The 25,822-nt window shown below is 75.4% G+C and carries 4 protein-coding genes and 2 pseudogenes; 1 reads left to right on the plus strand and 5 read right to left on the minus strand.

The features are described 5' to 3' along the window. Positions 1-2,805: type I polyketide synthase (locus ACGFIR_RS30460; protein ID WP_393148764.1), on the plus strand; the 2,805-nt coding region annotated here is incomplete at its 5' end. A 341-nt stretch (positions 2,806-3,146) separates the two neighbouring features. On the opposite strand, the gene ACGFIR_RS30465 is transcribed toward ACGFIR_RS30460, so the two are convergent. From ACGFIR_RS30465 to ACGFIR_RS30485, 5 genes and pseudogenes are all read right to left on the minus strand, one after another. Then, positions 3,147-3,392, minus strand: coding sequence for a ferredoxin (locus tag ACGFIR_RS30465; RefSeq protein ID WP_393148766.1), 246 nt, complete (start codon positions 3,390-3,392; stop codon positions 3,147-3,149). 84 nt (positions 3,393-3,476) lie between these two features. Then, positions 3,477-4,352, minus strand: coding sequence for an FG-GAP repeat domain-containing protein (locus ACGFIR_RS30470; protein ID WP_393008483.1), 876 nt, complete (start codon positions 4,350-4,352; stop codon positions 3,477-3,479). Between the two features lie 73 nt (positions 4,353-4,425). After that, positions 4,426-5,622, minus strand: coding sequence for an alpha-hydroxy-acid oxidizing protein (locus tag ACGFIR_RS30475; protein ID WP_393148768.1), 1,197 nt, complete (start codon positions 5,620-5,622; stop codon positions 4,426-4,428). Positions 5,623-5,719: 97 nt separating this feature from the next. Continuing rightward, a pseudogene (locus ACGFIR_RS30480) lies at positions 5,720-14,890 on the minus strand (type I polyketide synthase); the annotation flags it as partial. 66 nt (positions 14,891-14,956) lie between these two features. Next, positions 14,957-25,816, minus strand: a pseudogene (locus ACGFIR_RS30485) (type I polyketide synthase); the annotation flags it as partial. Positions 25,817-25,822 lie beyond the last annotated feature (6 nt).

The following is a 25,822-nucleotide window of genomic DNA, read 5'->3' on the forward strand; positions in this document are numbered from 1 at the left end:
ATCGGCCCCGACACCGTCCTCACCACCGCCGCCACCGGCGACACCACCACCGCCATCGCCACCACCCACCGCAACAAACCAGAAACCCACACCCTGGCCAGAGCCATCGGGCAGCTCTTCACCACCGGCACCGCCCCCGACCCCGACGCCTACCTCGCCGGGGCACGGCCGGTCGAGCTGCCGACGTACCCGTTCCAACACCAGCGGTACTGGCTGCTCACCGATGACGCTCCCGCCGACGCCGGCGGGCTCGGGCTCGGCGCCGCCGACCACCCGCTGCTCGGCGCGGTGCTGGGGCTCGCCGGCTCGGAGCGGACCGTCCTCACCGGACGGCTGTCCCTGCGCGAGCAGCCGTGGCTCGCCGACCACGCCGTCCTGGGCACCGTTCTCCTCCCCGGCGCCGCGTTCGTCGAACTGGCCCGGCGGGCCGCCGAGCACGTCGGCCTCGACCTCGTCGAGGAGCTGACGCTGCACGCCCCGCTGGTGTTGCCGACCGACGGTGCCGTGCGGATACAGGTGGAGATCGGGGATCCCGACGACTCCGGACGACGGCCGCTGCGGGTGCACTCCCGGCGTGCGGACGCGCCGGACGGCGAGCCGTGGACGCAGCACGCGAGCGGCCTGCTCGACGCCGCCGGGGAGCCCGACGCCGGCTGGCCCGGTGAGTGGCCGCCCGCCGACGCCGTACCCGCACCGGTCGAGGACCTCTACGACCGGGTTGCCGAGCTCGGCGTCGACTACGGACCCGCGTACCGGGGGCTGGTGGCGGCCTGGCGTCGCGGCGACGAGCTGTTCGGCGAGGTCGTGCTCCCCGCCGACGCGCCGGCTGGCCGCTACGGGCTGCACCCGGCGCTGCTGGACGCGGCGCTGCACCCGCTGTTCCTGGCGTCCGGCACCGACGGTCCGCTGCGCCTGCCGTTCAGCTGGCAGGGCGTACGGGTGCTGGCCACCGGAGCGACGACGCTGCGGGTACGACTCACCCCCACCGCCGGCGACGCGTACGCCCTGGCGCTCGCCGACGGCACCGGGATGCCGGTGGCCACGGTCGAGTCCCTGGTCGCGCGGCCGGTGACGGCCGACCAGCTGCACGCCTCCGCCGGCCCGAACGGGCTGCACCGGCTGGACTGGGTGCCCGTACCCACGCCCGCGGCTCCCACCGGCGCCGACGACGTGTTCCAGGTGGGAGCCGGTACGGACGCCGAGGCGGTACGCCGCGCCGTGCGGCAGGCCCTCGCGGCGATCCAGGAGTGGCTGCCCGGGGACCGTTCCCCGCTGGTGTTCGTGTCACAGGGAGCCACCGACGGCACCAACCCGGCGGGCGCGGCGGTCTGGGGTCTGGTCCGCTCCGCGCAGACCGAGCACCCGGACCGCTTCGTCCTCGTCGACACCGACGACCCGGCTCTCGTCGGCGCGGCGGTCGCGACCGGGGAACCGCAGGTCGCCGTACGCGGCGGTGTGCTGACCGTGCCGAGGCTCGCGACGCAGACGGGCGGCCCGGAGCGTGCCCTGTTCGACCCGGCCGGCGCCGTGCTCGTCACCGGCGGCACGGGCACCCTGGGCGCCGCGCTGGCCCGCCACCTCGTCACGACGCACGGTGCGCGGCACCTCGTGCTGGCCTCCCGCCGGGGTCCGACCGCGCCGGGCGCGGCGGAGCTGACGGCGGAGCTGGAGTCGCTGGGCGCCAGGATCACGGTCGCCGCCTGCGACGCCGCCGACCGTACGGCGCTGTCGGAACTGCTGGCGTCCCTGCCCGACCTGGTCGGCGTCGTGCACGCCGCGGGTGTGCTGGACGACGCGACGATCGAGTCGCTCACGCCGGAACGGGTCGACGCGGTACTGCGGGCGAAGGTCGACGCTGCGCTCAACCTGCACGAGCTGGCGGGCGACGTCGAGTTGTTCGCGCTGTTCTCCTCGGCGACCGGGATCCTGGGCACGGCCGGCCAGGCGAACTACGCGGCGGCGAACGCCTACCTGGACGCGCTGGCCACGTACCGCCGGGCGGCCGGCCTCGCGGCGACGTCGCTCGCCTGGGGCCTGTGGGCCACGGACGGTGGGGCGATGACCGGGCACCTGACCGGCGCGGATCTGGCCCGCATCGGCCGCGGTGGGGTGTTGGCGCACTCCGTCGAGGAAGGGCTCGCCCTGTTCGACGCGGCCTGCCGCACGGACGAGCCGTGCCTGGTCCCGATCAAGCTGGACGTGGCCGCCCTGCGCACGAGTACGACGGCGCCGCCCCCACTGCGCTCCTTCACCCGTCCCCGCCGCACCACCTCGGCGGGCACCTCGGTGCCGATCTCCCGCCGCCTCGCCGGGCTCACCGAGCCGGAACAGCGCGACGTGCTGCTCAACCTGGTACGCACGAACGTGGCCTCGGTGCTGGCCCACGATTCGGTGGAGTCCATCGCGGCGGACCAGGCGTTCAAGCAGTTGGGCTTCGACTCGCTGACGGCGGTGGAGCTGCGCAACCGGCTCAACCAGGCCACCGGGCTGCGGATGCCGGCGACGCTCACGTTCGACCATCCCACGCCTGCGGCGCTCGTCGAGCACCTGATCGAGGAACTGGGCGGCAACCCGGCGAAGCTGCGGCTGCGTACGCTGGCCGACGGCATCGCCCGGCTGGAGGCGACGCTGGACGAGGTGGAGACGGCGGACGCCGCCGACACGGAGATCGCCACAGCCTTGCAGCGGCTCCTGACCAAGTGGCGGGACAAGTCCCAGCCGGCGCCGACCGAGCGCGCGGACCTCGCCTCCGTCACGGCCGACGACCTGTTCGACATCCTCGACAACGAACTCGACAACGTCTGAACCGCCACGAGGGCCGTGGCGGAGGCCGTGGTCCTGGCTGGGGCCGGGGGCGCACGTTCCCGGCCCCGGCCGGTGACTCTTGGGCGTCGGACGTGCAGGCCGACCGGCTCGGGCCGCCCTGCCCCAGATGTGCGGGCAGCTCGACACCGACCTGACGATGCACCGGGACGCTGCCCGCCGACCGGCCCGGAGAAGGCCGTACCCCGCCGACCGACCCGGACCGGGCCGCGACCCGCCGCGGCACGCGGCGGACCGCTACCGGAAACGAAAAATGGGCCGCCTACGGCGGCCCGTGACGGGTGTCGGCCCGCCGGACGGTCGTCCGCCCGGCGGGCCCGTCGTCACCGCCCCGGGGCGATCCGCGTCCCGTCCTTCGCGTCGATCACCGAGATGGCCTCCACCGGGCAGAACTCGGCGGCCTCGATCACCCGGTCCGACGGCGCCACCACGTCGGCCAGCGGTCGGGAGACGAGGTCCATCGCGAAATGGTCCGGCGCGCTGCCGACACAGAACCCCGAACTGATGCATCGGACCTGATCCACCGCGACCCGCCATTCGCCCTGGTCGCCTGCTCCGTTCGCGCTCACCGCTGCTCCTCTCGTCGATCCGTCGTGTCGGGTCGCCGGGCCGCGCTCGGCGGGTCGCCCGGCTGTGGTGCGAGCCGACGCATGTCAGCTCACCACCGAGTACTTCTGCCAGCCGGTCGCGACGACCTCCGGCGCGGACAGCGTCGCGAAGGGCCGGTCCGGGTCGAACGTGCCGTTGTGCAGGTGGACGACGAGGGTTCCGTCGGGGCGCAGGCCCATCAGGTCCGGCCGACCGTCGAGGTCGATGTCGGTCACCGTGATGATGTCGTACTCCTGCCAGCCCCGGGCGAGCGTGAACCAGCGGCCCTCGCCGCGCCACCACGGGCCCTCGCCGGAGGTGTCGTGCGCGAACTCGTACAGGTCGAGGTCGCCGTTGGCGCGACGGACCAGGAGGTCGGGCCGGCCGGTGCCGGTGACGTCGGCCATCGCGAGCGGGAAGTCGTCGACGTCGACGGTCACCAGGCGGTGCGCGGTGCGGTCGTACGTCTCGTTCTGCTTGACCTCGCGCTGGTTGAAGAACGCGTCGACGTGGCCCGCGTCCTGCTCGCGGCCGAACATGTCGTCGCAGCCGTCCAGGTCGACGTCCGCGATGCCGAGGGTCTCCCACTTCTTGTCGTCCCGCGCGCCGGAGATCCGGATCGGCTCGCCGAGGGTGTCGAGGCCGTTGAGCCCGCCCCGGTTCGGATAGAGGAAGATCCCGTGGGTCTCGTTCACCGGCCGCATGCTCAGGCCGATGACGTCGGCGTAGCCGTTGCCGTTGACGTCGATCGTACGGACCAGTCCGTGGTTCCGTTGCGGGTGGAAGCCGGTGCTGATCAGCTCCGGTTCGCCGAAGGTCTCACTACCACGGAAGCTGCCACTGTGCGGGAAGACCAGCAGTTCGCCCGTGACGTCGTCGCGGACCATGACGTCCATCCTCCCGTCCCCGTTGAACGAACGGCAGTGACCATTCCCGGCCATGCGTGCCACAAATACCTCCACGTACGCGCCGACATACGACAGTCCGACAATGACGAAGTCTTCAAAGAGGGAATCAGCGGAACTTCACGTGTGAACGGTTCAGCTCGCTCACCGAGGAGACGCCGAGGAGCTTCATGGTGACCTCGATCTCCCTGCTGAGGATCTCCATGGCCCGCACCACGCCGCGCCGGCCGCCGGCCATCAGCCCGTACTGGTAGGCCCTGCCGACCACGGCGGCGGTGGCGCCCAACGCGATCGCCGCCACGATGTCCGCGCCCGAGGTGATGCCCGTGTCCACGAGCACCTCGACCCGGTCGCCGACCTCGTCGACCACATTCGGCAGCAGCTCGACGGGCACCGGCGCGCGGTCGAGCTTGCGACCGCCGTGCGTGGACAGCCACACCCCGTCGACGCCGACGGCCGCGACCCGCTTGGCGTCGGCAACGCTCTGCACGCCCTTGGCGACGAGCTTGCCCGACCACGCGCCGCGCAGCCACTCGACGTCCTCGATGCACAGCCGCGGGTTGAACACCCGCTTGATCATGTCGGAGGCGGACCCGCCGGTGGCCTTGAGCACCTGCGGGGACGGGGTGCCGGCCCCCCACTGCCGGGCCCACCAGCCCGGGTGCAGGAACGCCTCGGCGAAGGTGGCGACGCTCATCGACGGCGGGATGGTGAGCCCGTTGCGGATGTCGCGCCGGCGCGGTACGGAGATCGGCGTGTCCAGGGTCAGCAGGATGGTGTCGAACTTCGCCTCCTCCGCGAGGGCGAGCAGTTCCTTGACCATCGCCCGGTCCTCGGCGAAGTACAGCTGGAACCAGTGCCGGCCCTCCGGCGCGGCGGCGGCGACGTCCGCCAGCGACGTGGTGGCCAGGGTGGAGACCGAGTACGGGATGCCGAACTGCTGCGCGACCGAGGCGACCGCGGGCTCACCGTCGGCATGCATCACCCGGTTGAACCCGACCGGGGCCAGGGCGAACGGGAGGTTCTGCCGCTTGCCGAGCACCGTCCGGCTGGTGTCCAGGTTGGACACGTCGCGCAGCACCGACGGCTGGAACTCGATGTTGGCGAACGTCTCACGGGCGCGGCTGAGGCTGCGTTCGCTGTCCGCCGCCCCGTCGCAGTAGTCGAACACCATCCGGGGTACGGCCCTGCGGGCGAGGTCGCGCAGGTCGGCGATGCCGGCCGCGCGCAGCAGCCGACGCTCCGTCGGGTTCCACGCCATCTTGGGCGGCTTGATCAGGGTGCTCATCCGAGCGGACTTGCTCATGGGGGCTTCCTTCCGAAGGGGGGTGGCGAAGGGGCCGCGGCTCGTCGTGGGTCTGCTAGGCGACGAGGGCCCGCTGGGCGAGCAGCTCCTCGACCACCTCGGCAGGAGTCGGGTGGTCGTAGACGAGCGCGGCCGTCAGCTCCAGCCCGGTGAGGGTCTCGAGCCGACGCCGCAGCTCCACGGCGGTGAGCGAGGAGAAGCCGATGTCGAGGAACTCCTGCTCCTCGTCGACCGTGGCGGCCGACGGCAGACCGAGCGTGTACGCGGTCTGGGCCAGTACCACCCGGGACAGCACCGCGCGGCTCTCGGCCTCGTCGGCACCGTCGAGCAGCCTGCGCAGTTCGTCGGGGCTGTCGATGTCGAGCGTGTCGTCGGCGGTCCCGGTGAGGTGCCGCGTCGCGTCCGGCAGCTCCCGCAGCAGCGGGCTCGGCCGGTACCGGGTGTAGTCGGGCACGAACGAGGCCCAGTCCATGGCGGCGGCGACCCGGCCGACCGCTCCCGCGCCCACCGCCGCGCCGAGCTGCTCGACGGTGAGGTCGGGGCCGACCGCGATCGACACCGCCCCGGCGCGCTGCTGGGCGATCGCGTCGAACACGGCTGCCGTCTCGACGGCGCCGGCGACTCCGAACAGCTCGTCGACCGTGTACACGAGCACGAGCCGCTGCGCCGTGGCGGCGAGGGCGGTGGCGACCGGGTCGTCGACCTCGCTGGTCACGACCACCGTCTCGGCGGTGCCCGTGGTGACCGTCGCGCCCGCCGCCTCCAGCAGGGCGGCGATCCGGGCCGCCTCGGGCCCGCCGTGCAGCGCCACCGTGCCGGTCGGCCGCCACGGCTCACCGGTCGGCGCGGTGGCCCCGACGAGCCGGCGGGCGAAGACTCCCGCCGGGCGCAGCGCCACCTGGTCCTCGTCCGCACCCCGGGTGAGCACGCGGCACAGGGCGGTCAGCGACCGTTCGTCGAGTTCCTCCGGCAGGTCGACGACCCCGCCCCAGGCGCGGGGCGTGGCCACGGCGGCTGCCCGGCCGAAGCCCCACACCGCTGCCCCGGCCAGGTCGGTGACCCGCTCGGCGGCGGTGACCGCGACCGCGCCCCGGGTCAGGCTCCACACCCGGGTGTCGATGCGCGCCTCGTCCAGCGCCCGGACCAGCGCGGCCGGTGCGGGGCCGCCGGGGGTCGTCAGCACCCCCGTCACCACGTGGTCCGGCGCCAGGTCGAGCAGCTCGGCAGTCGTGGCGTCGCGGTAACCGCGCACGTCGGCGCCGTGCCGGGCCAGTGCCTCGGCGATCCGGCCGGCGTCCGCCGGCACGAGCCAGACGCCCTGCAACGCCGCCACCGGTAGCTCCGTGACCGCGGACCAGCGCAGCTGGTAGCCCGGCGCGGGCCCGCGTCGCCACGACGACAGGGCCACCATGACGTCCTTCAGGGACGCGGTGTCGTCCAGGCCCAGCAGGGCGCCCAGGTCGTCGCGCTCGACGGCGGCCCAGAAGTCGTCGCCCGGCGCGGCGACGGCGGGGGCGTCGGGCCACAGGCGGGTGCGCTGGAAGGCGTATGTGGGCAGGTCGACCCGGCGCGCGCCGGCGAAGAAGGCCGCCCAGTCGACGGGTACCCCACGGCTGTGCAGTCGGGCCAGCGCCTCGGTCGCCACCAGCGGCGCGTCCCGGTCGGCGCGCTGGGCGGGGACGAATTCGGCGTCCGCCACGCACTCGCGGCCCAGCGCCGTGAGCACCGCGTCGGGACCCAGTTCGAGGAAGGTGCGTACGCCGCGTGCCGCCAGCGCCTCGACCGCCGCGGCGAAGCGCACCGTCGCCCGTACCTGACGCACCCAGTACTCGGGCGTCAGTTCGGCGGGCTCGCCGGTGACCGTGGAGAGCACGGGGATCGCCGGAGGCCGGTGGGTGACGGACTCGGCGACCGCGCGGAACTCGTCGAGCATGGGGTCCATCAGCGGCGAGTGGAACGCGTGCGACACGGTCAGCCGCCTGGTCTTGCGCCCGGTACGGGCCAACTCGTCGGCGATCGCCAGGGTGGCGGCCTCGTCGCCGGAGAGCACCACCGAATCCGGCCCGTTCACCGCCGCGATCGCCACGTCGCCCGAGAGCAGCGGCGCCACCTCGTCCTCCGTGGCGCGTACGGCCACCATCGCACCACCGGCCGGCAGCGCCTGCATCAGCCGACCACGGGCGGCGACCAGCCGGGCGGCGTCCGGCAGGGTGAGGACGTCCGCCACGTGCGCCGCCGCCAACTCGCCGATCGAGTGCCCCGCCACGAAGTCCGGCCGCACCCCCCACGACTCGAACAACCGGAACAGCGCCACCTCCACCGCGAACAACGCCGGCTGCGCCCACCCCGTCAGATGCACCTCCTCAGAGCCGAGCACCCCCCGCAACGGCCGCTCCAGATGCCGGTCAAGCTCCGCACACACCTCGCCGAACGCCCGCGCGAACACCGGAAAGGACAACAACTCCGCCGCCATCCCCACCCGCTGCGAACCCTGCCCGGTGAAGACCACGGCGGTCGCCCCGGCGGTGTCGGCGACCCCGCCGACCGCACCGGGGGCGTGCTCGCCCCGGGCCAGCGCGGAGAGGCCGGCGCGCAGCTCGGCCAGGTCCCGGCCGAGCACGGCCGCCCGGTGCCGCTGGGCGGTACGGGTGGTGGCGAGCGAGAATCCGACGTCCACGGCGGACGCGTCCCCGGTGAGGTGGGCGGCGAGCCGGGCCGCCTGGTCCCGTAGCGCGGCCTGGTCCCGGCCGGACAGCAGCAGGGGCACCACCGGCACCTCGGCGGTCGAGTCCACCACGACCGCCTCGGGCGCCTGCTCGATGATCGCGTGCGCGTTGGTGCCGGAGATGCCGAACGAGGAGACGCCGGCGCGGCGCGGGCGTCCCGTCTCCGGCCAGGGCACCGCCCCGGTCAGCAGCCGCACGGCCCCGTCCGCCCAGTCCACGTGCGGCGACGGCGCGTCGACGTGCAGTGTCTGCGGCAGCACGCCGTGCCGCATCGCCTCCACCATCTTGATCACGCCGGCCACGCCGGCCGCCGCCTGGGTGTGCCCGATGTTCGACTTGATCGAGCCGACCCAGAGCGGGTGCTCGCCCCGGTCGCGGCCGTACGTCGCGATGAGCGACCGGGCCTCGATCGGGTCGCCCAGGGTGGTGCCGGTGCCGTGCGCCTCGACGGCGTCCACGTCGACCGGTCGCAGCCCCGCGTCGGCGAGCGCCTGGTTGACCAGGCGCTGCTGGGAGGGGCCGTTCGGGGCGGTCATGCCGTTGCTCGCGCCGTCCTGGTTGACGGCCGTGCTGCGTACGACGGCGAGCACCGGGTGGCCGTTGCGGCGCGCGTCGGAGAGCCGTTCGAGCACCAGCACCCCGACGCCCTCGCCCCAGCCGGTGCCGTCGGCGCCGGCCGCGAAGGACTTGCACCGGCCGTCCGGCGCGAGGGCCCGCTGGCGGCTGAAGTCGATGAACGCGTTGGGCGTGGCGAGCACCGTCACGCCACCGGCCAGGGCCAACGCGCACTCGCCCCGGCGCAGCGACTGGGCGGCCAGGTGCAGGGTGACCAGCGACGACGAGCAGGCGGTGTCGACGGTGACCGCCGGCCCCTCCAGGCCCAGCGCGTACGACACCCGGCCCGAGACCACGCCGCCGGCGACGCCGGTGCCGATGAAGCCGTCCAACTCGGCGGGCAGGTGTTGCAGGTGCGCGCTGTAGTCGTGGTACATGAGGCCGGCGAAAACCCCGGTGCGGCTGCCGCGCAGGGTGGCGGGGTCGATGCCGGCGCGCTCGACCGCCTCCCACGAGGTCTCCAGGAAAAGCCGCTGCTGCGGGTCCATGGCGAGGGCCTCGCGTCGGGAGATGCCGAAGAACTCGGCGTCGAACCAGGCCGCGTCGTACAGGAACGCGCCCTCGCCGCAGTAGGTGCGGCCGGGCTTGTCCGGGTCCGGGTCGACGAGGTGGTCGAGGTCCCAGCCCCGGTCGGTCGGGAATCCGGCCACCGCGTCGACGCCCTGCGCGACCAGGTCCCACAGCTTCTCCGGGGAGGTGGCGCCGCCGGGGAAACGGCACCCCATGCCGACGATCGCGATCGGGTCGTCGGTGCCGTCGGACGTGGCCACGACCACGGCGGCGGCCGGCCCGCCGGCGAACAGCTCCGCGTCCAGGTGCTCGGCCAGCGCCGTCGGATTCGGGTAGTCGAAGACCAGCGTGACGGGCAGCCGCAGGCCGACCGCCGCGTTCAGGCGGTTGCGGAACTCGACGGCGGTCAGCGAGTCGAAGCCCAGCTCCTTGAAGGCCTTCGTCGCGCCGACCGCCTCGGCGCCGCCGTGCCCGAGCACGACCGCGACCTGCGTACGGACGATGTCGACCAGCTCCTTGCGGCGCTCGGCCGGGCCCCGGCCGGCGAGGTTCGCGAGCAGGTCGGAGGCCGCCGCGGCGTCGGCGGAGACCTGGCGGCGCGCCGGGGTGCGGACCAGGCCGCGCAGCACCGTGGGCAGCACCCCGCCGGTCGCCTGCTCCCGCAGCGCGCCGAGGTCCAGGTGGATCGGCACGAGGGCGGCCTCCGGGGCGCCGAGCGCCTCGTCGAACAGCGCGAGGCCGTCCTCGGTGGAGAGCGGCCGTACGCCGGAGCGCCGCATCCGGGCGAGGTCGGCGTCGTCGAGGGCGCCCGTGAGACCGGTGCGCTGCGCCCACATGCCCCAGGCCAGCGACACGGCGGGCAGGCCCTGTGCCCGCCGGTACGCGGCGAACGCGTCGACGAAGGCGTTGGCCGCCGCGTAGTTGCCCTGGCCGGGGCCGCCGAGGACGCCCGCGGCCGAGGAGAAGACGACGAAGGCGCTCACGTCGCCGACCAGCTCGTGCAGGTTGACGAGCGCGTCGACCTTGGGGCGCAGCGCGGTCGCGACCCGCTCCGGGGTGAGCGAGGCGATCATCCCGTCGTCCAGGACGCCGGCCGTGTGCACGACCGCCGTGGGCGGGTGCTCCGCGACGAGCGCCGCCAGCGCCTCGCGGTCGGCGGCGTCGCAGGCGGCGACAGTCACGTGCACGCCCTGGGCGGTCAGCTCGTCGTGCAGCGTCCGCAGGTCGTCGGTCATGCCGCGACGGCCGGCGAGCACGAGGCGACGGACGCCGTGCCGCGCGACGAGGTGCCGCGCGACGAGGCGGCCGAGCGTTCCGGAGGCGCCCGTGACGAGGACGGTGCCGCCGATCTCCGGTGCGCTCGCCGGCTGCCCGGACGCCTTGGCGAGGCGCGGTACGAGGACGTCGGCGCCGCGCAGGGCGAGCTGCGGCTCACCGGTACGCAGCGCGGGCACCAGGTTCGACGCCCACTGCCCGCCCGCGACGTCGACGAGGACGAACCGGCCGGGGTTCTCGGACGCGGCCGAGCGCAGCAGGCCCCACACGGCGGCGAGCGCGGGCGCCGTCGCGTCGGTGGCCCCCTCGGTCAGCACGACCAGGCGGGCGGCGGCGAACCGGTCGTCGGCGAGCCACTCCTGGGCGGCGGCGAGGGTGCGCTCCACCGCCCGGTAGGTCGCCCCGACCAGGTCGTCGCCGTCGCAGGTGACCGGCAGGACCACGTAGTCGGGGACCTCGGCGATCGCGGCGAGGCTGTCGTACGCGGTGGCGCCGGGCAGCTCGCCGCCCACGACCGCCACCGTGGCGGCGCCGTCGCCCACCGGGACCGGCACCCAGTCGAGCACGTGCATCGCCTGGTGGCGCGGGTTGGTCAGGTCGGCCAGCGCGTCCGCGGGCAGGCGGCGCACGGCCAGCGCGTCGATCGTGGCGACCGGCGCGCCGGCGTGGTCGGCGACGGTCACCGCGACGGCGTTCGGGCCCGCCGCCCGGATGGTGACCCGCAGCCGGGCGGCGCCGGTGGCGTGCAGGCTCACCCCGTGCCAGGCGAACGGCAGCCAGGGCCCGCCCGCGCCGTCGTCCGAGGTGAACACGCCCAGGCCCAGCGGGTGCAGCGCCGCGTCGAGCAGCGCGGGGTGCAGGCCGAAGCCCGCCACCTTCGCCGCCTCGGGGGCGGTTACCTCGGCGAACAGCTCGTCGCCCCGCCGCCACACGGGGCCCAGGCCGGCGAAGGCGGGCCCGTACGTCACGTCGAGCGACGCGAAGCGGTCGTACAGCTCGCCGGTGTCCAGGGCCTCGGCGCCCTCCGGCGGCCAGACGCCCGCCGGGGCCGCCGCGCGGTCGTCGGCGCCGGGGGTGCCGGTGCCCAGGGTGCCGGTGGCGTGCCGGGTCCACGGGCCGTCGCCGTCGGGCCGCGAGTGGACGGTCAGCCGGCGGGCGCCGTCCGGGCCGGGCTCGCCGACGCGGAGCTGGACCTGCACGGCGCCGCGCTCCGGCACCACCAGGGGCGCCTCGAGCGTCAGCTCCTCGATCCCGGTGGCGCCCACCTCGTCGCCGGCGCGGACCGCCAGCTCGACGAAGGCCGTGCCGGGCAGGAGGATCCGGCCCGCCACCCGGTGGTCGGCGAGCCACGGGTGCGCCGAGGTCGAGAGCCGTCCGGTGAGCAGCACCCCGTCCGCGCCGGCCAGCGACACGGTCGCGCCGAGCAGCGGGTGGCCGGTGGAGCCCAGGCCGAGGCCGGTGGCGTCGACCGGGCCGCCCGCCCCGCTGGGCCAGTAGGTCCGGCGCTGGAAGGCGTACGTGGGCAGGGCCACCGGGTGGGCCGGGGCGGTGACCAGCGTGGCCCAGTCGGGCCGTACGCCCCGGGTGTGCGCCTGGCCCAGCGAGAGCAGGAACCGGCGCAGGCCGCCCTCGTCGCGGCGCAGCGTGCCGACGACCGAGCCGCCGTCCGCCTCGTCGAGCAGGTCCTGCACGGCCGGTACGAGCACCGGGTGCGAGCTGACCTCGACGAAGGAGTCGATGCCGTCGGCGACGAGGCCGCGTACGGTCTGCTCGAACTCGACGGTCTGCCGCAGGTTGCGGTACCAGTACTCGGCGTCCATCCCGGCGGTGTCGAGCAGTTCGCCGGTGACGGTCGAGTAGAGCGGGACGTCGCCGGCGCGGGGCCGGACGGGGGCGAGGACGCGGAGCAGCTCGTCGCGCATCGACTCGACGTGCGCGGAGTGCGAGGCGTAGTCGACGTCGATGCGTCGCGCCCGGACCCCGTCGCGTTCGCACTCGGCCAGCAGCTCGTCGAGCGCCTCGGGGGCACCCGAGACGACCACGGTGGACGGCCCGTTCACGGCGGCGACCGACAGCCCCGGGCGCAGCCGCCGGGCGACCTTCGCGACCGGCTCGGACACGGACACCATGCCGCCCCGCCCGGCGAGGTCCACGGCGATCAGCTGGCTGCGCCGGGTCACCACGAGAGCGGCGTCGTCGAGGCTGAGCGCGCCGGCCACGCAGGCGGCGGCGATCTCGCCCTGCGAGTGCCCGACCACGGCGGCGGGCTCGACGCCGTGCGAGCGCCACAGCGCCGCCAGCGAGACCATCATGGCGAACAGCGCGGGCTGGACGACGTCGACCCGGTCCAGGGAGGCGGCGCCCGGTACGCCCCGCAGCACGTCGAGCAGCGACCAGTCGGTGTGCCGGTCCACGGCGGTGGCGCACTCGGCCATCCGGGCGGCGAAGACGGGTGCGGTGTCGAGCAGTTCGGCGGCCATGCCCAGCCACTGGGAGCCCTGGCCGGGGAAGAGGAACGCGGTCCGCTCGCCGGCGTCGGCGAGCCCCGTGACGAGGTTGCGGGCGGCTCCGCCGTCGGCCAGCGCGTCGAGGGCGGCGGTCAGCTCCGCCCGGTCCCCGACGAGGACGGCGCGGTGCGGGAGCCGGGCGCGGGTGCTGGCGAGCGCGTACGCGACGTCGTGCTCGCCGTGGTCGTCGCCCAGGTGGGCGCGCAGCCGGACCGCCTGCTCGCGCAGCGCCGTCTCGGTGCGGGCCGACAGCACCCACGTGGTGGGGCCCTCGGCCGGCGCGGGGGTCTGCGGGGCCTCGGCGGCCGGCGGCTCCTCGATCAGCACGTGGGCGTTGGTGCCCGAGATGCCGAACGACGAGACGCCCGCCCGGCGTGGGGTCTCGCCACGCGGCCAGGACACCGGCTCGCCGAGCAGCCGGACCGCGCCGTCGGTCCAGTCCACGTGGTGCGACGGCTTGTCGACGTGCAACGTGCGGGGCAGTTCCTCGTGCCGCAGGGCCATGACCATCTTGATCACACCGGCGACGCCGGCGGCGGCCTGGGTGTGCCCGAAGTTCGACTTCACCGAGCCGAGCCAGAGCGGCCGGTCGCGCTCCTGGCCGTAGGTGGCGATGAGCGACTGGGCCTCGATCGGGTCGCCCAGCGTGGTGCCCGTGCCGTGCGCCTCCACCGCGTCCACGTCGGCCGGGGTGAGCCCGGCGTTGGCCAGCGCGGCGCGGATGACCCGCTGCTGCGACGGCCCGTTCGGCGCGGTGAGGCCGTTCGACGCGCCGTCCTGGTTCACCGCCGAGCCGCGCACCACGGCCAGGACGCGGTGCCCGTTGCGGCGCGCGTCCGACAGCTTCTCCAGCACGAGTACGCCGACACCCTCGCCGAAGGCCGTGCCGTCCGCCGCCGAGGCGAAGGCCTTCACCCGGCCGTCCGGGGCGAGCCCCTTCTGGCTGGAGAACTCCACGAACGTGCCGGGCGTGGCGATGACGCAGCTGCCGCCCGCCAACGCGAGATCGCAGTCACCGCTGCGCAACGCGTGGGCGGCCACGTGCACCGCCACCAGCGACGACGAGCAGGCCGTGTCGACGGTGACGGCGGGGCCCTCCAGCCCCAGCACGTACGACACCCGGCCGGACACGACGCTGCCCGCGACGCCCGTCATCGTGTAGCCGATCAGGGCGTCCATGTCGCTCTGCATGGCGCTCAGGTACTCGACGCTGTTCGCGCCGACGAACACGCCGGTCCGGCTGCCCCGCAGCGAGTGCGGGTCGATCCCGGCGTGCTCGAACGCCTCCCACGAGGTCTCCAGCATCAGCCGCTGCTGCGGGTCCATGGCCAGCGCCTCGCGCGGGCTGATGCCGAAGAAGCCCGCGTCGAAGTCGGTGGCGTCCGGGATGAAGCCGCCCCGCCGTACGTAGCTGGTGCCGGTGCCGCTGTCCGGGTCGAACAGGTCGTCCAGGTCCCAGCCCCGGTTGGTGGGGAAGTCGGTGATCCCGTCCCCGCCGGACGACACCAGCTCCCACAACTCGTCGGCGGAGCGTACGCCGCCGGGGAAGCGGCAGCCGATGCCGACGATGGCGATCGGCTCCCGCTCCGTGGCGGTCCGCAGCTTGCGCCGCGTCTCGTGCAGGTCGGCCGTCACACGCCGGAGGTACTCGACAAGCTGTTCCTCGTTCGCCATCAGTAAGCCCTCCTCAGCGCGTACGGTTCAGGCGGCGCCGAGTTCGTCGTCGATGAACCGCAACAGCTCGTCGGCCGAGGCGGTCTTCAGCACCAGGCCCACGTCCGGTCCGTCAGGTTCGGCGTCCACGTCGGACCTGCCACGCCAATTCGACATCACGGCGTGCAACCGTTCGGTAATCCGTGCCTTGACCGCCTCCTCCAGGCCCGCCGCGCCGGCCTGCGCGAACGAGCGTTCCAGCCGATCCAGCTCGGCCAGCAGCCCCGCGGCCGGGTCCACCTCGGCCGGGGCCAGCCCGGCCAGCAGGTGGTCGGTGAGCGCCGCGGCGGTCGGGTGGTCGAAGACCATCGTGGCGGAGAGCTTCAGGCCGGTGGCCGCCTTCAGCCGGTTGCGGAACTCGACGGCGGTCAGCGAGTCGAAGCCCAGCTCGGTGAACGGCCGGTCGGCGTCCACCGCGCTCGCGCCGGAGTGCCCGAGCACGGCGGCGGCCTGTGCCTTGACGAACTCCAGCGCGGTGTGCCGCCGCTGCGGGCCGCTCTGGCTCGCCAGGTGGTCCCGCAGGGCGCCGGGCGACTGCGCCGCCTGCTCCACGGCCCGCCGGGACGGCCCCCGCACCAGGCCCCGCAGCAGCGGGGGCAGCATGCCGGCCCGGCCCAGCTCGCGCAGCGCCGCCGGATCCACGGGCATCGGCACCAGCAGCGGCTCGTCGATCAGCTCCGTCGCGTCGTAGAGCGCCATGCCCTGCGCCACGGACAGTTCCAGCAGCCCGACGCGGGCCATCCGGGCGCGGTCGGTGGCGTCGAGGTGCGCGGTCATCCCGCTCGCCTCGCTCCACAGGCCCCAGGCGAGCGAACGGGCGGGCAGCCCGGCCGCGCGCCGCCGCGCCACGAGCGCGTCCAGGAACGTGTTCGCCGCCGCGTAGTTGCCCTGCCCCGGGCCGCCCATCGTGCCGGCCGCCGCGGAGAACACGACGAACTCGGCCAGCTCGGCGTCGAGCGTCAGCTCGTGCAGGTTGACCGCCGCGTCGACCTTGGGCCGCAGCACCGCGTCGACCTGCTCGGGGGTCAGCGCGGTGACCAGGCCGTCGTCGAGGACGCCCGCCGTGTGCACCACGGCGGTCAGCGGGTGCGCGGCGGGCACCCGGGCCAGGGTCCCGGCCAGCGCCGCGCGGTCCGCCGTGTCGCAGGCCGCGACGGTGACCTCCGCGCCGTACGCGGTCAGCTCCGCCACCAGCTCGGCGGCGCCCGGGGCGTCCGGGCCACGGCGGCTGGTCAGCAGCAGGTGCCGCACCCCGCGCCGGGTCACCAGGTGGCGGGCCAGCATGCCGCCGAGCGTGCCGGTGCCGCCGGTGATCAGCACCGTACCGTCGGGATCCCGGCGCGGCGGCACGGTCAGCACCAGCTTGCCGACGTGCCGGGCCTTGGACATGGTCCGGAACGCCTCCGGGGCGCGACGCATGTCGTACGTGCGCACCGGCAGCGGGGTGAAGCGGTCCTGCGCGAAGAGCGCGAGCACGTCGCGCAGGATCGCGCCGACCCGCTCCGGGTCGATGGCGAGCAGGTCGAACGCCTGGTACTCGACCCCCGGGTGGTCCTCGGCGACCCGGTGCGGATCCCGCACGTCGGTCTTGCCCATCTCGATGAACCGGCCGCCCCCGCCGAGCAGGCGCAGGGAGGCGTCGACGAACTCCTTGGCCAGCGAGTCGATCACCACGTCGATACCGGCCGCGCCGAACCGCTCCGCGAACTCCAGCGTGCGGGAGTTGCCGATGTGCGTCTCCGGCAGCCCCATCGCGCGCAGCGCGTCCCACTTGCCGGTGCTCGCGGTGCCGTACACCTCGGCGCCGAGGTGCCGGGCCAGGCGGACCGCCGCCATGCCGACGCCGCCGGACGCGGCGTGCACCAGCACCCGCTCCCCCGGCTTGACCTGGGCCAGGTCGACCAGCGCGTAGTAGGCGGTGCAGAACGCGATGGGGGTCGACGCCGCCACGGCGAACGACCACCCCGGCGGTACCGGCACGACCATCCGCGCGTCGGTGACGACCTCGGTGCCGAAGGCGCCGTGAAACAGGCCCATGACCCGGTCGCCGACCGCGACGCCGGTCACGTCCGGCGCGGCCTCGACGACCACGCCCGCCCCCTCGCCGCCCATCACGCCGCCGCCGGGGTACATGTCGAGGGCGATCAGCACGTCCCGGAAGTTCAGGCCTGCGGCCCGCATCGCGATGCGCACCTGACCCGGCGCCAGCGGGCGCGGCTCCTCCCCCTCGGGCAGCAGGGCGAGGTTGTCCAGCGTGCCCCGCGCGGTGACGTCCAACCGCCAGCGGTCGGCCGACGGCGGCACCAGCGCGGGGCTGCCGGCCACGCGGCCGAGCCGCGGCGCCAGGGCGACGCCGTCGCGGATCGCGAGCTGTGGCTCGTCGGCCGCGACCGCCGCCGCGAGCGCCCGGTGCGGCTCGCGGTCGTCGACGTCGAGCAGGACGAAGCGGTCCGGGTGTTCGCTCTGCGCCGAGCGGAGCAGGCCCCACACCGGCGAGCTGGCCAGGTCAACGGCCGCCTCCTGCACGCTGACGGCGTTCCAGGTGACGACGACCAGCCGGGCGTCGGCGAACCGGTCCTCGTCGAGCCACTCGCGCAGGACCGCGAGGGTGTCGTGGACGACCCGGTGGGCGGCCCCGGCGGGATCGTCGCCCGCGCCGGCCGCGCAGGGCAGCGCGACCAGGGCGGGCACCGGCGCGCCGTCGGCCACGCCGGCCCGCAGCGCCGCCAGGTCCGGGTAGGCGTCGGTGACGAGACCGGCGTCCCGGGGCAGGGTGCACCCGCCGAGGGCCGCCCACCGGGCGTCCGGCGCGGCGGCCGGCGCGGTGACCGGGGTCCACTCCAGGCGGAACAGGGCGTCGTGGTGCGTGCCCGGCTGCGCCGGGGCGGTGGCCTCCCGCAGCACCAGCGACTCGACCTCGGCGACCACGTTGTTCGTCTGGTCGGCGACGGTCACCGCGACCGTGTTCCGGCCGCGCGGACGCAGCCGGACGCGCAACTCCGTCGCGCCGACGGCGTGCACGGTCACGCCGCTCCACTCGAACGGCAGCAGCGCCTCCGTGCCCGCGGTGACGAGCGCCAGCGGGTGCAGCGCGGCGTCGAGCAGCGCCGGGTGCAGGCCGTACCCGGCCGCCGTCCGGGCGGCGTCCGTCGGCAGGGCGACCTCGGCGAAGACCTCCTCGCCCTGGCGCCACACCCGGCGTACGCCCTGGAACGTCGGACCGTACGTGAGGCCGGCCGAGGCCATGGCGGCGTACAACCCGTCGGACGCGACGGGCTCGGCCGCCGGGGGCCAGGCGGTGTCGAAGCCGCCCGCCGGCTCCGCGGGGGCGAGCAGGCCGACGCCGTTGCGTACCCACGGCGCCGAGTCGGTGGCGACCCCGTCCGGTCGGCTGTGGATGGTCAGCTGCCGCTGCCCGTTCTCGTCGGGCGTGCCGACGCGCAGCTGCACCTGCACCCCGCCCTTGTCGGGCAGCACCAGCGGCGCGGTCAGGGTCAGCTCCTCGACCCGGCCGCAGTCGACCTCGTCGCCGGCGCGGACCGCGAGGTCCACGAGGGCGGTGCCGGGCACGAACACCTGCCCGCCGACCCGGTGGTCGGCCAGCCACGGGTGGGCGGCCACCGAGACACGACCGGTGAAGAGCAGGCCGTCGGTGTCGGCCAGCGCGACCGCCGCGCCGAGCAGCGGGTGCTCGGTGGCGCCGAGGCCCAGCCCGGCCGCGTCGGCGGTGCCCGTCGCGGCAGGCGGCCAGTAGCGCTCGTGCTGGAACGGGTAGCCGGGCAGCCGGACCCGGCGGGCGTCCGCGAACCCCCAGTTGGGCCGCACGCCGTGCGCGTACGCCTCGCCGAGGGAGAGCAGGAAGCGCGCCAGGCCACCCTCGTCGCGGCGCAGCGAACCGACCACGGTGGCGGTGGCCTCCGCGTCGTCGATGACGTCCTGCACGCCGATAGTCAGCACGGGGTGCGGGCTGACCTCGACGATCGTCGTGACGCCCGCGTCGAGCAGGGCCCGGACGGCGGGCTCGTACCAGACGGTCTGGCGCAGGTTGCGGTACCAGTACTCGGCGTCCATCGCGACGTCGTCCAGCCAGCGGTCGTCCACCGTGGAGTAGAGCGGCACCTCGGGCCGGCGGGGCGCCAGCCCGGCCAGCACGTCGCGCAGCTCCTCGTGCAGCTCCTCCACGTACGCCGAGTGCGACGCGTAGTCCACGTCGATGCGCTTGGCGCGTACGCCGTCGCGCTGGCACTCGGCGAGCAGCTCGTCGAGGGCGTCCAGTTCGCCGGCCGCCACCGTCGAGCGCGGCCCGTTGACGGTCGCCACGGTCACCCGGCCGCCGAAGCGCTCCAGCCGGTCGCGTACCTCGGCCACGGGCAGCGGCACGGAGACCATGCCGCCCTTGCCGGACAGCCGCAGCAGCGCGCGGCTGCGCAGGGCGACGACCCTGGCCGCGTCCGCCACGGAGAGCGCGCCCGCCACGCAGGCGGCGGCGATCTCGCCCTGGGAGTGCCCCACCACGGCGGCGGGCTCGACCCCGTGGGAGCGCCACAGCTCGGCCAGCGACACCATGACGGCGAACAGGACGGGCTGGACGACGTCCACCCGGTCCAGCTCCTCCCCCTGCCGCAGGACGGCCTCCAGGGACCAGTTGACGTGCGGCGCCAGCGCGGCCTCGCACTCGGCCATCCGGGCGGCGAAGACCGGGGCGGTGTCGAGCAGCTCCACGGCCATGCCGATCCACTGCGAGCCCTGCCCGGGGAAGGAGAACGCCACCTTTCCCGCCGTGCCGGCGGCCACTGCGCTGACCAGGTTCGGCGCGGGCTCCCCCGCCGCGAGCGCGGCGAGGCCGGCGCGCAGCTCGTCGGCGCCGCCCACCACGACCGCGCGGCGCGGGTGGGTGGCCCGCAGCGACAGCGAGTACGCCAGGTCGCGGGGCGCCACCTCGGCCAGGAGCGGCTCGAGGTCGGCGGCCTGCCGGCGCAGCGCCCCGTCGGAGCGGGCGGAGAGCACGAGCGCGACCGGCCCGTCGTCGGGCGTCCGCTCGGCCTCGGGCGCCTCCGGTGCCTCCTCGATGACGAGGTGGGCGTTGGTGCCGCTGAACCCGAACGACGAGACGCCGCCGCGACGCGGGTGGCCGTTGCGGCCCCACGGCTGCGGTTCGGCGAGCAGCCGTACCCCGCCCGACCAGTCGACGTGGGCCGTCGGCTCGGCCACGTGCAGGGTCCGGGGCAGTTCGCCGTGGCGCAGCGCGAGCACCATCTTGATCACCCCGGCGACGCCGGCGGCGGCCTGGGTGTGCCCGATGTTCGACTTGACCGAGCCGAGCCAGAGCGGGCGCTCGGCGGCGCGGTCGCGGCCGTACGTGGCGAAGAGCGCGTCGACCTCGATGGGGTCGCCCAGCGTGGTGCCGGTGCCGTGCGCCTCCACCACGTCCACGTCGGCGGTGGAGAGCCCCGCGTCGGCGAGCGCCTGCCGGATGACCCGTTGTTGTGAGGGTCCGTTGGGGGCGGTGAGGCCGTTGGACGCGCCGTCCTGGTTGACGGCGGTCCCGCGTACCACGGCGAGGACCTCGTGGCCGGCGGCGAGCGCGTCGGAGAGCCGCTCCAGCACGACCACGCCGATGCCCTCGCCCCAGTTGGTGCCGTCCGCGCCGGCCGCGAACGCCTTGCAGCGCCCGTCCGGGGCGAGCCCGCGCATCCGGCTGAACTCCAGGAAGGCGCCCGGCGTCGACATGGCGGTGACGCCGCCCGCGACGGCCATCGCGCACTCGCCCGAGCGCAGCGCCCGCACCGCCATGTGCATCGCCACCAGCGACGACGAGCAGGCGGTGTCCACGGTGACGGCCGGCCCCTCCAGCCCCAGCACGTACGACAGCCGGCCGGAGAGGATGCTGGCGGCGTTGCCGGTGGCCATGAAGCCTTCCGCGCTCGTACCCGCCCCGCCGTTGATCCGGGCGTAGTCGACGTTGTTGGCGCCGACGTACACGCCGGTCGCGCTGCCCCGCAGCGTGGTCGGGTCGATGCCGGCGTCCTCGAGGGCCGACCAGGACGCCTCCAGCACCAGCCGCTGCTGCGGGTCCATGGCCTCCGCCTCGCGCGGGCTGATGCCGAAGAACGCCGCGTCGAAGCCCGGCAGGTCGGCGAGGAAGCCGCCCTCGCGGACGTAGCTGGTCCCGGAGTGCTCCGGGTCGGGGTGGAACAGTCCGTCGAGGTCCCAGCCGCGGTCGGTGGGGAACGGGCCCATGCCGTCGCGGCCGTCGCGCAGCATCGCCCACAGCTCCTCGGGGGAGCTGACGCCACCGGGGAACCGGCAGCTCATGCCGACGATGGCGATCGGCTCGTCGGCGGTGACGGTGCCGACGACCACCTCGGCGCGGCCGGTCTCCAGCAGGTGCTCGGCCAGCGCGACCGGGGTCGGATAGTCGAAGGCGACGGCCGCGGAGAGCCGTACGCCGGTGGCCTCGACCATCCGGTTGCGGAACTCCACGGCGGTGACCGAGTCGAAGCCCAGCTCCTTGAACGCCGAGGTCGGCTCGACCGCCTCCGGGCCCGCGTAGCCCAGCGTGAGCGCGACCTGCGCGCGGACCAGCCCGACGACGTGGTCGAGGCGGTCCGCCTCGGGCAGGTCGGCGAGCCGGCGGGCGAAGTCCGAGGAGGTGGACGTCCCGGTCGGCGCCTCGTCGGCGACGGCCTCGGGAATGGCGTCCAACAGCCGGCTCGGCCGCAGCGCGGTGAACGACGGCACGAAGGTGGCCCAGTCCACGTCGGCGAGCACGACGTCCGTGTCCCCGGCCCCCAGGGCGGTACGCATGGCCGCGACGGCCCGCTCCGGCGCCATCGGCGCCAGGCCCCGCTTGCGCAGCGAGGCCGAGATCTCGTCGTCCACCAGTGTGCTCTCGGCCCACGGGCCCCAGGCGAGGGCGGTGGCCGGCTGTCCCCGGCCGCGCCGGGCCTCGGCCAGGGCGCACAGGTGCGCGTTGCCGGCGGCGTAGGCGGCCTGGCCGCCGCTGCCCCAGACGCCGGCCACGGAGGAGAAGAGCACGAACTCGTCGAGGTCCCGTTCGGCGAAGATCGCGTCGAGGTTGGTGGCGCCGGCGACCTTCGCGGAGACGACGTCGGCGTACTCGGCGAGGTCCATGTCCACGATGCCGGTCAGCTGCGCCAGCCCCGCCACGTGCACGACGGCGCGGACGCCGGGGTAGGCGTCGACGACCGCCTCCAGGGCCGCCCGGTCGGCGACGTCGCAGGCCACGACGTCGACCTGCGCGCCCAGTCCGCGCAGCTCGTCGAGCGCCTCGGCGGGGGCGGTGCCGCGCCGGCTCAGCAGGACGAGCCGCTCGGCGCCGTGCCGCGCGTACAGGCGGGCGGCCTCGATGCCGAGGGTGCCGGTACCGCCGGTGATCAGCACGGTGCCGGACGCGCCGCGCCACCGCGGGGCCCCGGTCACCGGCGCGCGGTGCAGCCGGCGGACGAACACCCCGTCAGGGCGCACGGCGACCTGGTCCTCCCCGATGCCGGCGAGCACGCCGGCCAGCGCGGCGGCGGTGCGTCCGTCCAGCTCAGCGGGCAGGTCGACGAGGCCGCCCCAGGTGTCGGGCAGCTCCAGCGCGGCGACCCGGCCGAGGCCCCACACCTGCGACTGCGCCACCTGGGTCACCGGGTCGGCCGGGGAGGTGGCGACGGCGCCACGGGTGAGGCACCACAGCGGTACGTCCCGCCCGGCGAGCGCGCGGATCAGGCCGAGGGTGGCGGCGGCGCCCGCCGGGACGCCGGGGCGCCCGGGCAGGAACGCCTCGTCGAGCGCGAGGAGGGACACCACGCCGGACAGCTCCCCGTCGAGGTGGCCCGCCAGGCCGGCCGGGTCGGTGGGGACGACCGTGGCGCCGTGCGCGGTGAGCGCGTCGGCCACCGCCTCGCCCGCGTCGCCCCGCACCGCCGGGTCGGCGGCCACCAGCAGCCAGATGCCGGTCAGCGGGGCCGGGGTGCCGCCGGGGCGGCGCTCCCACCGGGCCTGGTAGCGCCAGCCGTCCAGGGTGGACCGCTCCTGCCGCCCCCTGCGCCACGCGGAGAGCGCGGGCAGCACCGAGGCCAGGGGCGCCTGCGGGTCCACGTCGAGCGTGGTGACCACGGTGTCGAGGTCGCCGCTGTCCACGGCCGCCCACAGGCCGTCGTCGTCGCCGGAACCGCCGGCGGTCGCCGGCTCGATGCTGTCCTGCCAGAACCGCTCGTGCTGGAAGGGGTACGTCGGCAGGTCGACCAGGGACGGGCCGGACCGGTGGTAGAACGCCCGCGGGTCCACCGCGGCACCCCGGGTCTCCAGCCGGGCCAGCGCCTCCACCAGGGCACGCGGCTCGTCCCGGTCGCGGCGCAGCACCGGCGTGGCCAGCACGTCGCCGTCCAGGCAGTCCGCCGCCATGGTGGCGAGCACCGAGTCGGGGCCCAGTTCGAGGAACGTGGTCACACCGGTCGCGGCGGCGGCGCGTACCGCGTCGGCGAAGCGTACGGTCGCGCGGACCTGCCCGACCCAGTACTCGGGCGTCGCCAGCTCGTCGCCCACCGGCGCGCCGGTGACCGTCGAGACCAGCGGGATCGTCGGCGGCGCGTAGGAGACGGCCTCGGCCACCTCCCGGAACCGCGCGAGCATCGGGTCCATCAGCGGCGAGTGGAAGGCGTGCGAGACGGTCAGCCGCCGGGTCCGGCGGTCGGCGAACCGCGCGGCCACCGCCGCCACCGCCGCCTCGGTGCCGGAGACGACCACCGAGTCCGGGCCGTTGACGGCGGCCAGGTCGACGTCCGCGCCGAGCAGGGGCGTGACCTCGTCCTCGGTGGCCTGGACGGCGAGCATCGCCCCGCCGGCCGGCAGCGCCTGCATCAGCCGGCCCCGGGCCGCGACCAACCGGGCCGCGTCGGCGAGCGGGAACACCCCCGCGACGTACGCGGCGGCCAGCTCGCCGATCGAGTGCCCGGCGAGGACCGACGGGGTGACGCCCCAGGACCGGACCAGCCGGTACAGGGCCACCTCGACGGCGAACAGGGCGGGCTGGGTCCAGCCGGTCTCGTGCAGCGCCTCGGTGTCGAGGACGTCGCGCAGGGGCCGGTCCAGGTGCGGGTCCAGGGCGGCGCACACCTCGTCGAACGCCGCCGCGAACTCCGGGTACGCCGCGTACAGGCCGCGACCCATCCCGATCCGCTGCGCGCCCTGCCCGGAGAAGAGCATCGCGATCCGGCCGTCGGCGACCCGGCCACGGAGCACGTTGGCGGCCTGCTCGTCGCGGGCCAGAGCGGCCAGCCCGGCGCCCAGTTCCTCGGCGGACGAGCCGAGCACCGCGGCCCGGTGCGCGAAGCGGGTCCGGGTGGTGGCCAGGGCGTACCCCAGCTCGGCGGGTTCCACCCGCGACACGACGGCGCCCAGCCGCCGCGCCTGGTCCCGCAGCGCGTCGGCGTCGCGGGCGGTGAGCAGCAGCGACGTCACCGGCGCCGAGGCGGGCCCGGGCGCGTCGGTGTCCGGCGCCTGCTCCACGATCACGTGGGCGTTCGTGCCGCTGAACCCGAACGAGGAGACCGCCGCCCGGCGCGGCTGCCCCGTCTGCGGCCACGGCGTGGCGGCGGTCAGCAGCCGTACGTTGCCGGCCGTCCAGTCCACCTGGTCGGAGGGCTGCTCGGCGTGCAGCGTCGCGGGCAGGACGCCACGCCGCATCGCCTCGACCATCTTGATGACCCCGGCGACCCCCGCGGCGGCCTGGGTGTGCCCGATGTTCGACTTCACCGAGCCGAGCCAGAGCGGGTCCTCGCGGTCCTGGCCGTACGTGGCGAGCAGCGCCTGCGCCTCGATGGGGTCGCCCAGGGTCGTGCCGGTGCCGTGCCCCTCGACCACGTCGACCTGGCGCGTCGACAGGCCCGCGTCGACCAGCGCCGCCTCGATGACGCGCTGCTGCGACGGCCCGTTCGGCGCGGTCAGCCCGTTTGACGCGCCGTCCTGGTTGACGGCGGAGCCCCGGACGACCGCCAGTACGCGGTGCCCGTGCGCGATCGCGTCCGACAGCCGCTCCACCAGCAGCACGCCCGCGCCCTCGGCGAAGCCGGTGCCGTCGGCGTCGGCCGAGTACGAGCGGCACCGCCCGTCCGGCGACAGGCCCCGCTGGCGGGAGAACTCGACGAACGTCAGTGGCGTCGCCATCACCGAGACGCCGCCGACGAGCGCGAGCGTGCAGTCGCCCCGGCGCAGGGCCTGGATCGCCAGGTGCAGCGCCACGAGCGACGACGAGCAGGCGGTGTCGACGGTGACCGCCGGCCCCTCCAGCCCCAGCGTGTAGGCGACCCGGCCGGAGACGACGCTGCCGGAGCTGTTGCTGCCCGCGTAGTCGTGGTACATGAGGCCGGTGAAGACGCCGGTCGGGCTGCCGGCGAGGGAGGCGGGGTCGATGCCGGCCCGCTCCAGGCTCTCCCACGCGACCTCGAGCAGCAGCCGCTGCTGGGGGTCCAGCCCGACGGCCTCGCGGGGGCTGATGCCGAAGAAGGTCGGGTCGAAGTCCGCCGCGTCGTACAGGAAGCCGCCGCGCGCGGTGTAGGAGGTGCCCTCCCGCAGCGACCGGGGGTCGTGGAGCGACTCCAGGTCCCAGCCACGGTCGGTCGGGAAGGCGCCGGTGGCGTCGGTGCCGGACTCCACCAGCCGCCACAGGTCCTCGGGGCTCGCCACGCCCCCCGGATAGCGGCAGGCCATGCCGACGATCGCGACCGGCTGGTGCGCGGACGCCTCCACCTCGTGCAGGCGCTGCCGGGTCTTCTGCAGGTCGACCGTGACCCGCTTCAGGTAGTCCCGGAGCTTGTCCTCGTTGGCCACTACGGTCGCCCTCCTCGC

Source organism: Micromonospora sp. NPDC049051, assembly GCF_043197575.1.
In the GTDB taxonomy this organism is placed as follows: domain Bacteria; phylum Actinomycetota; class Actinomycetes; order Mycobacteriales; family Micromonosporaceae; genus Micromonospora.

Excerpts from the sequence above, each read along its gene's own strand:
- ACGFIR_RS30470 (WP_393008483.1), bottom strand. The coding sequence starts at position 4,352 with ATGGCCGGGAATGGTCACTGCCGTTCGTTCAACGGGGACGGGAGGATG.
- ACGFIR_RS30475 (WP_393148768.1), bottom strand. The coding sequence starts at position 5,622 with ATGAGCAAGTCCGCTCGGATGAGCACCCTGATCAAGCCGCCCAAGATG.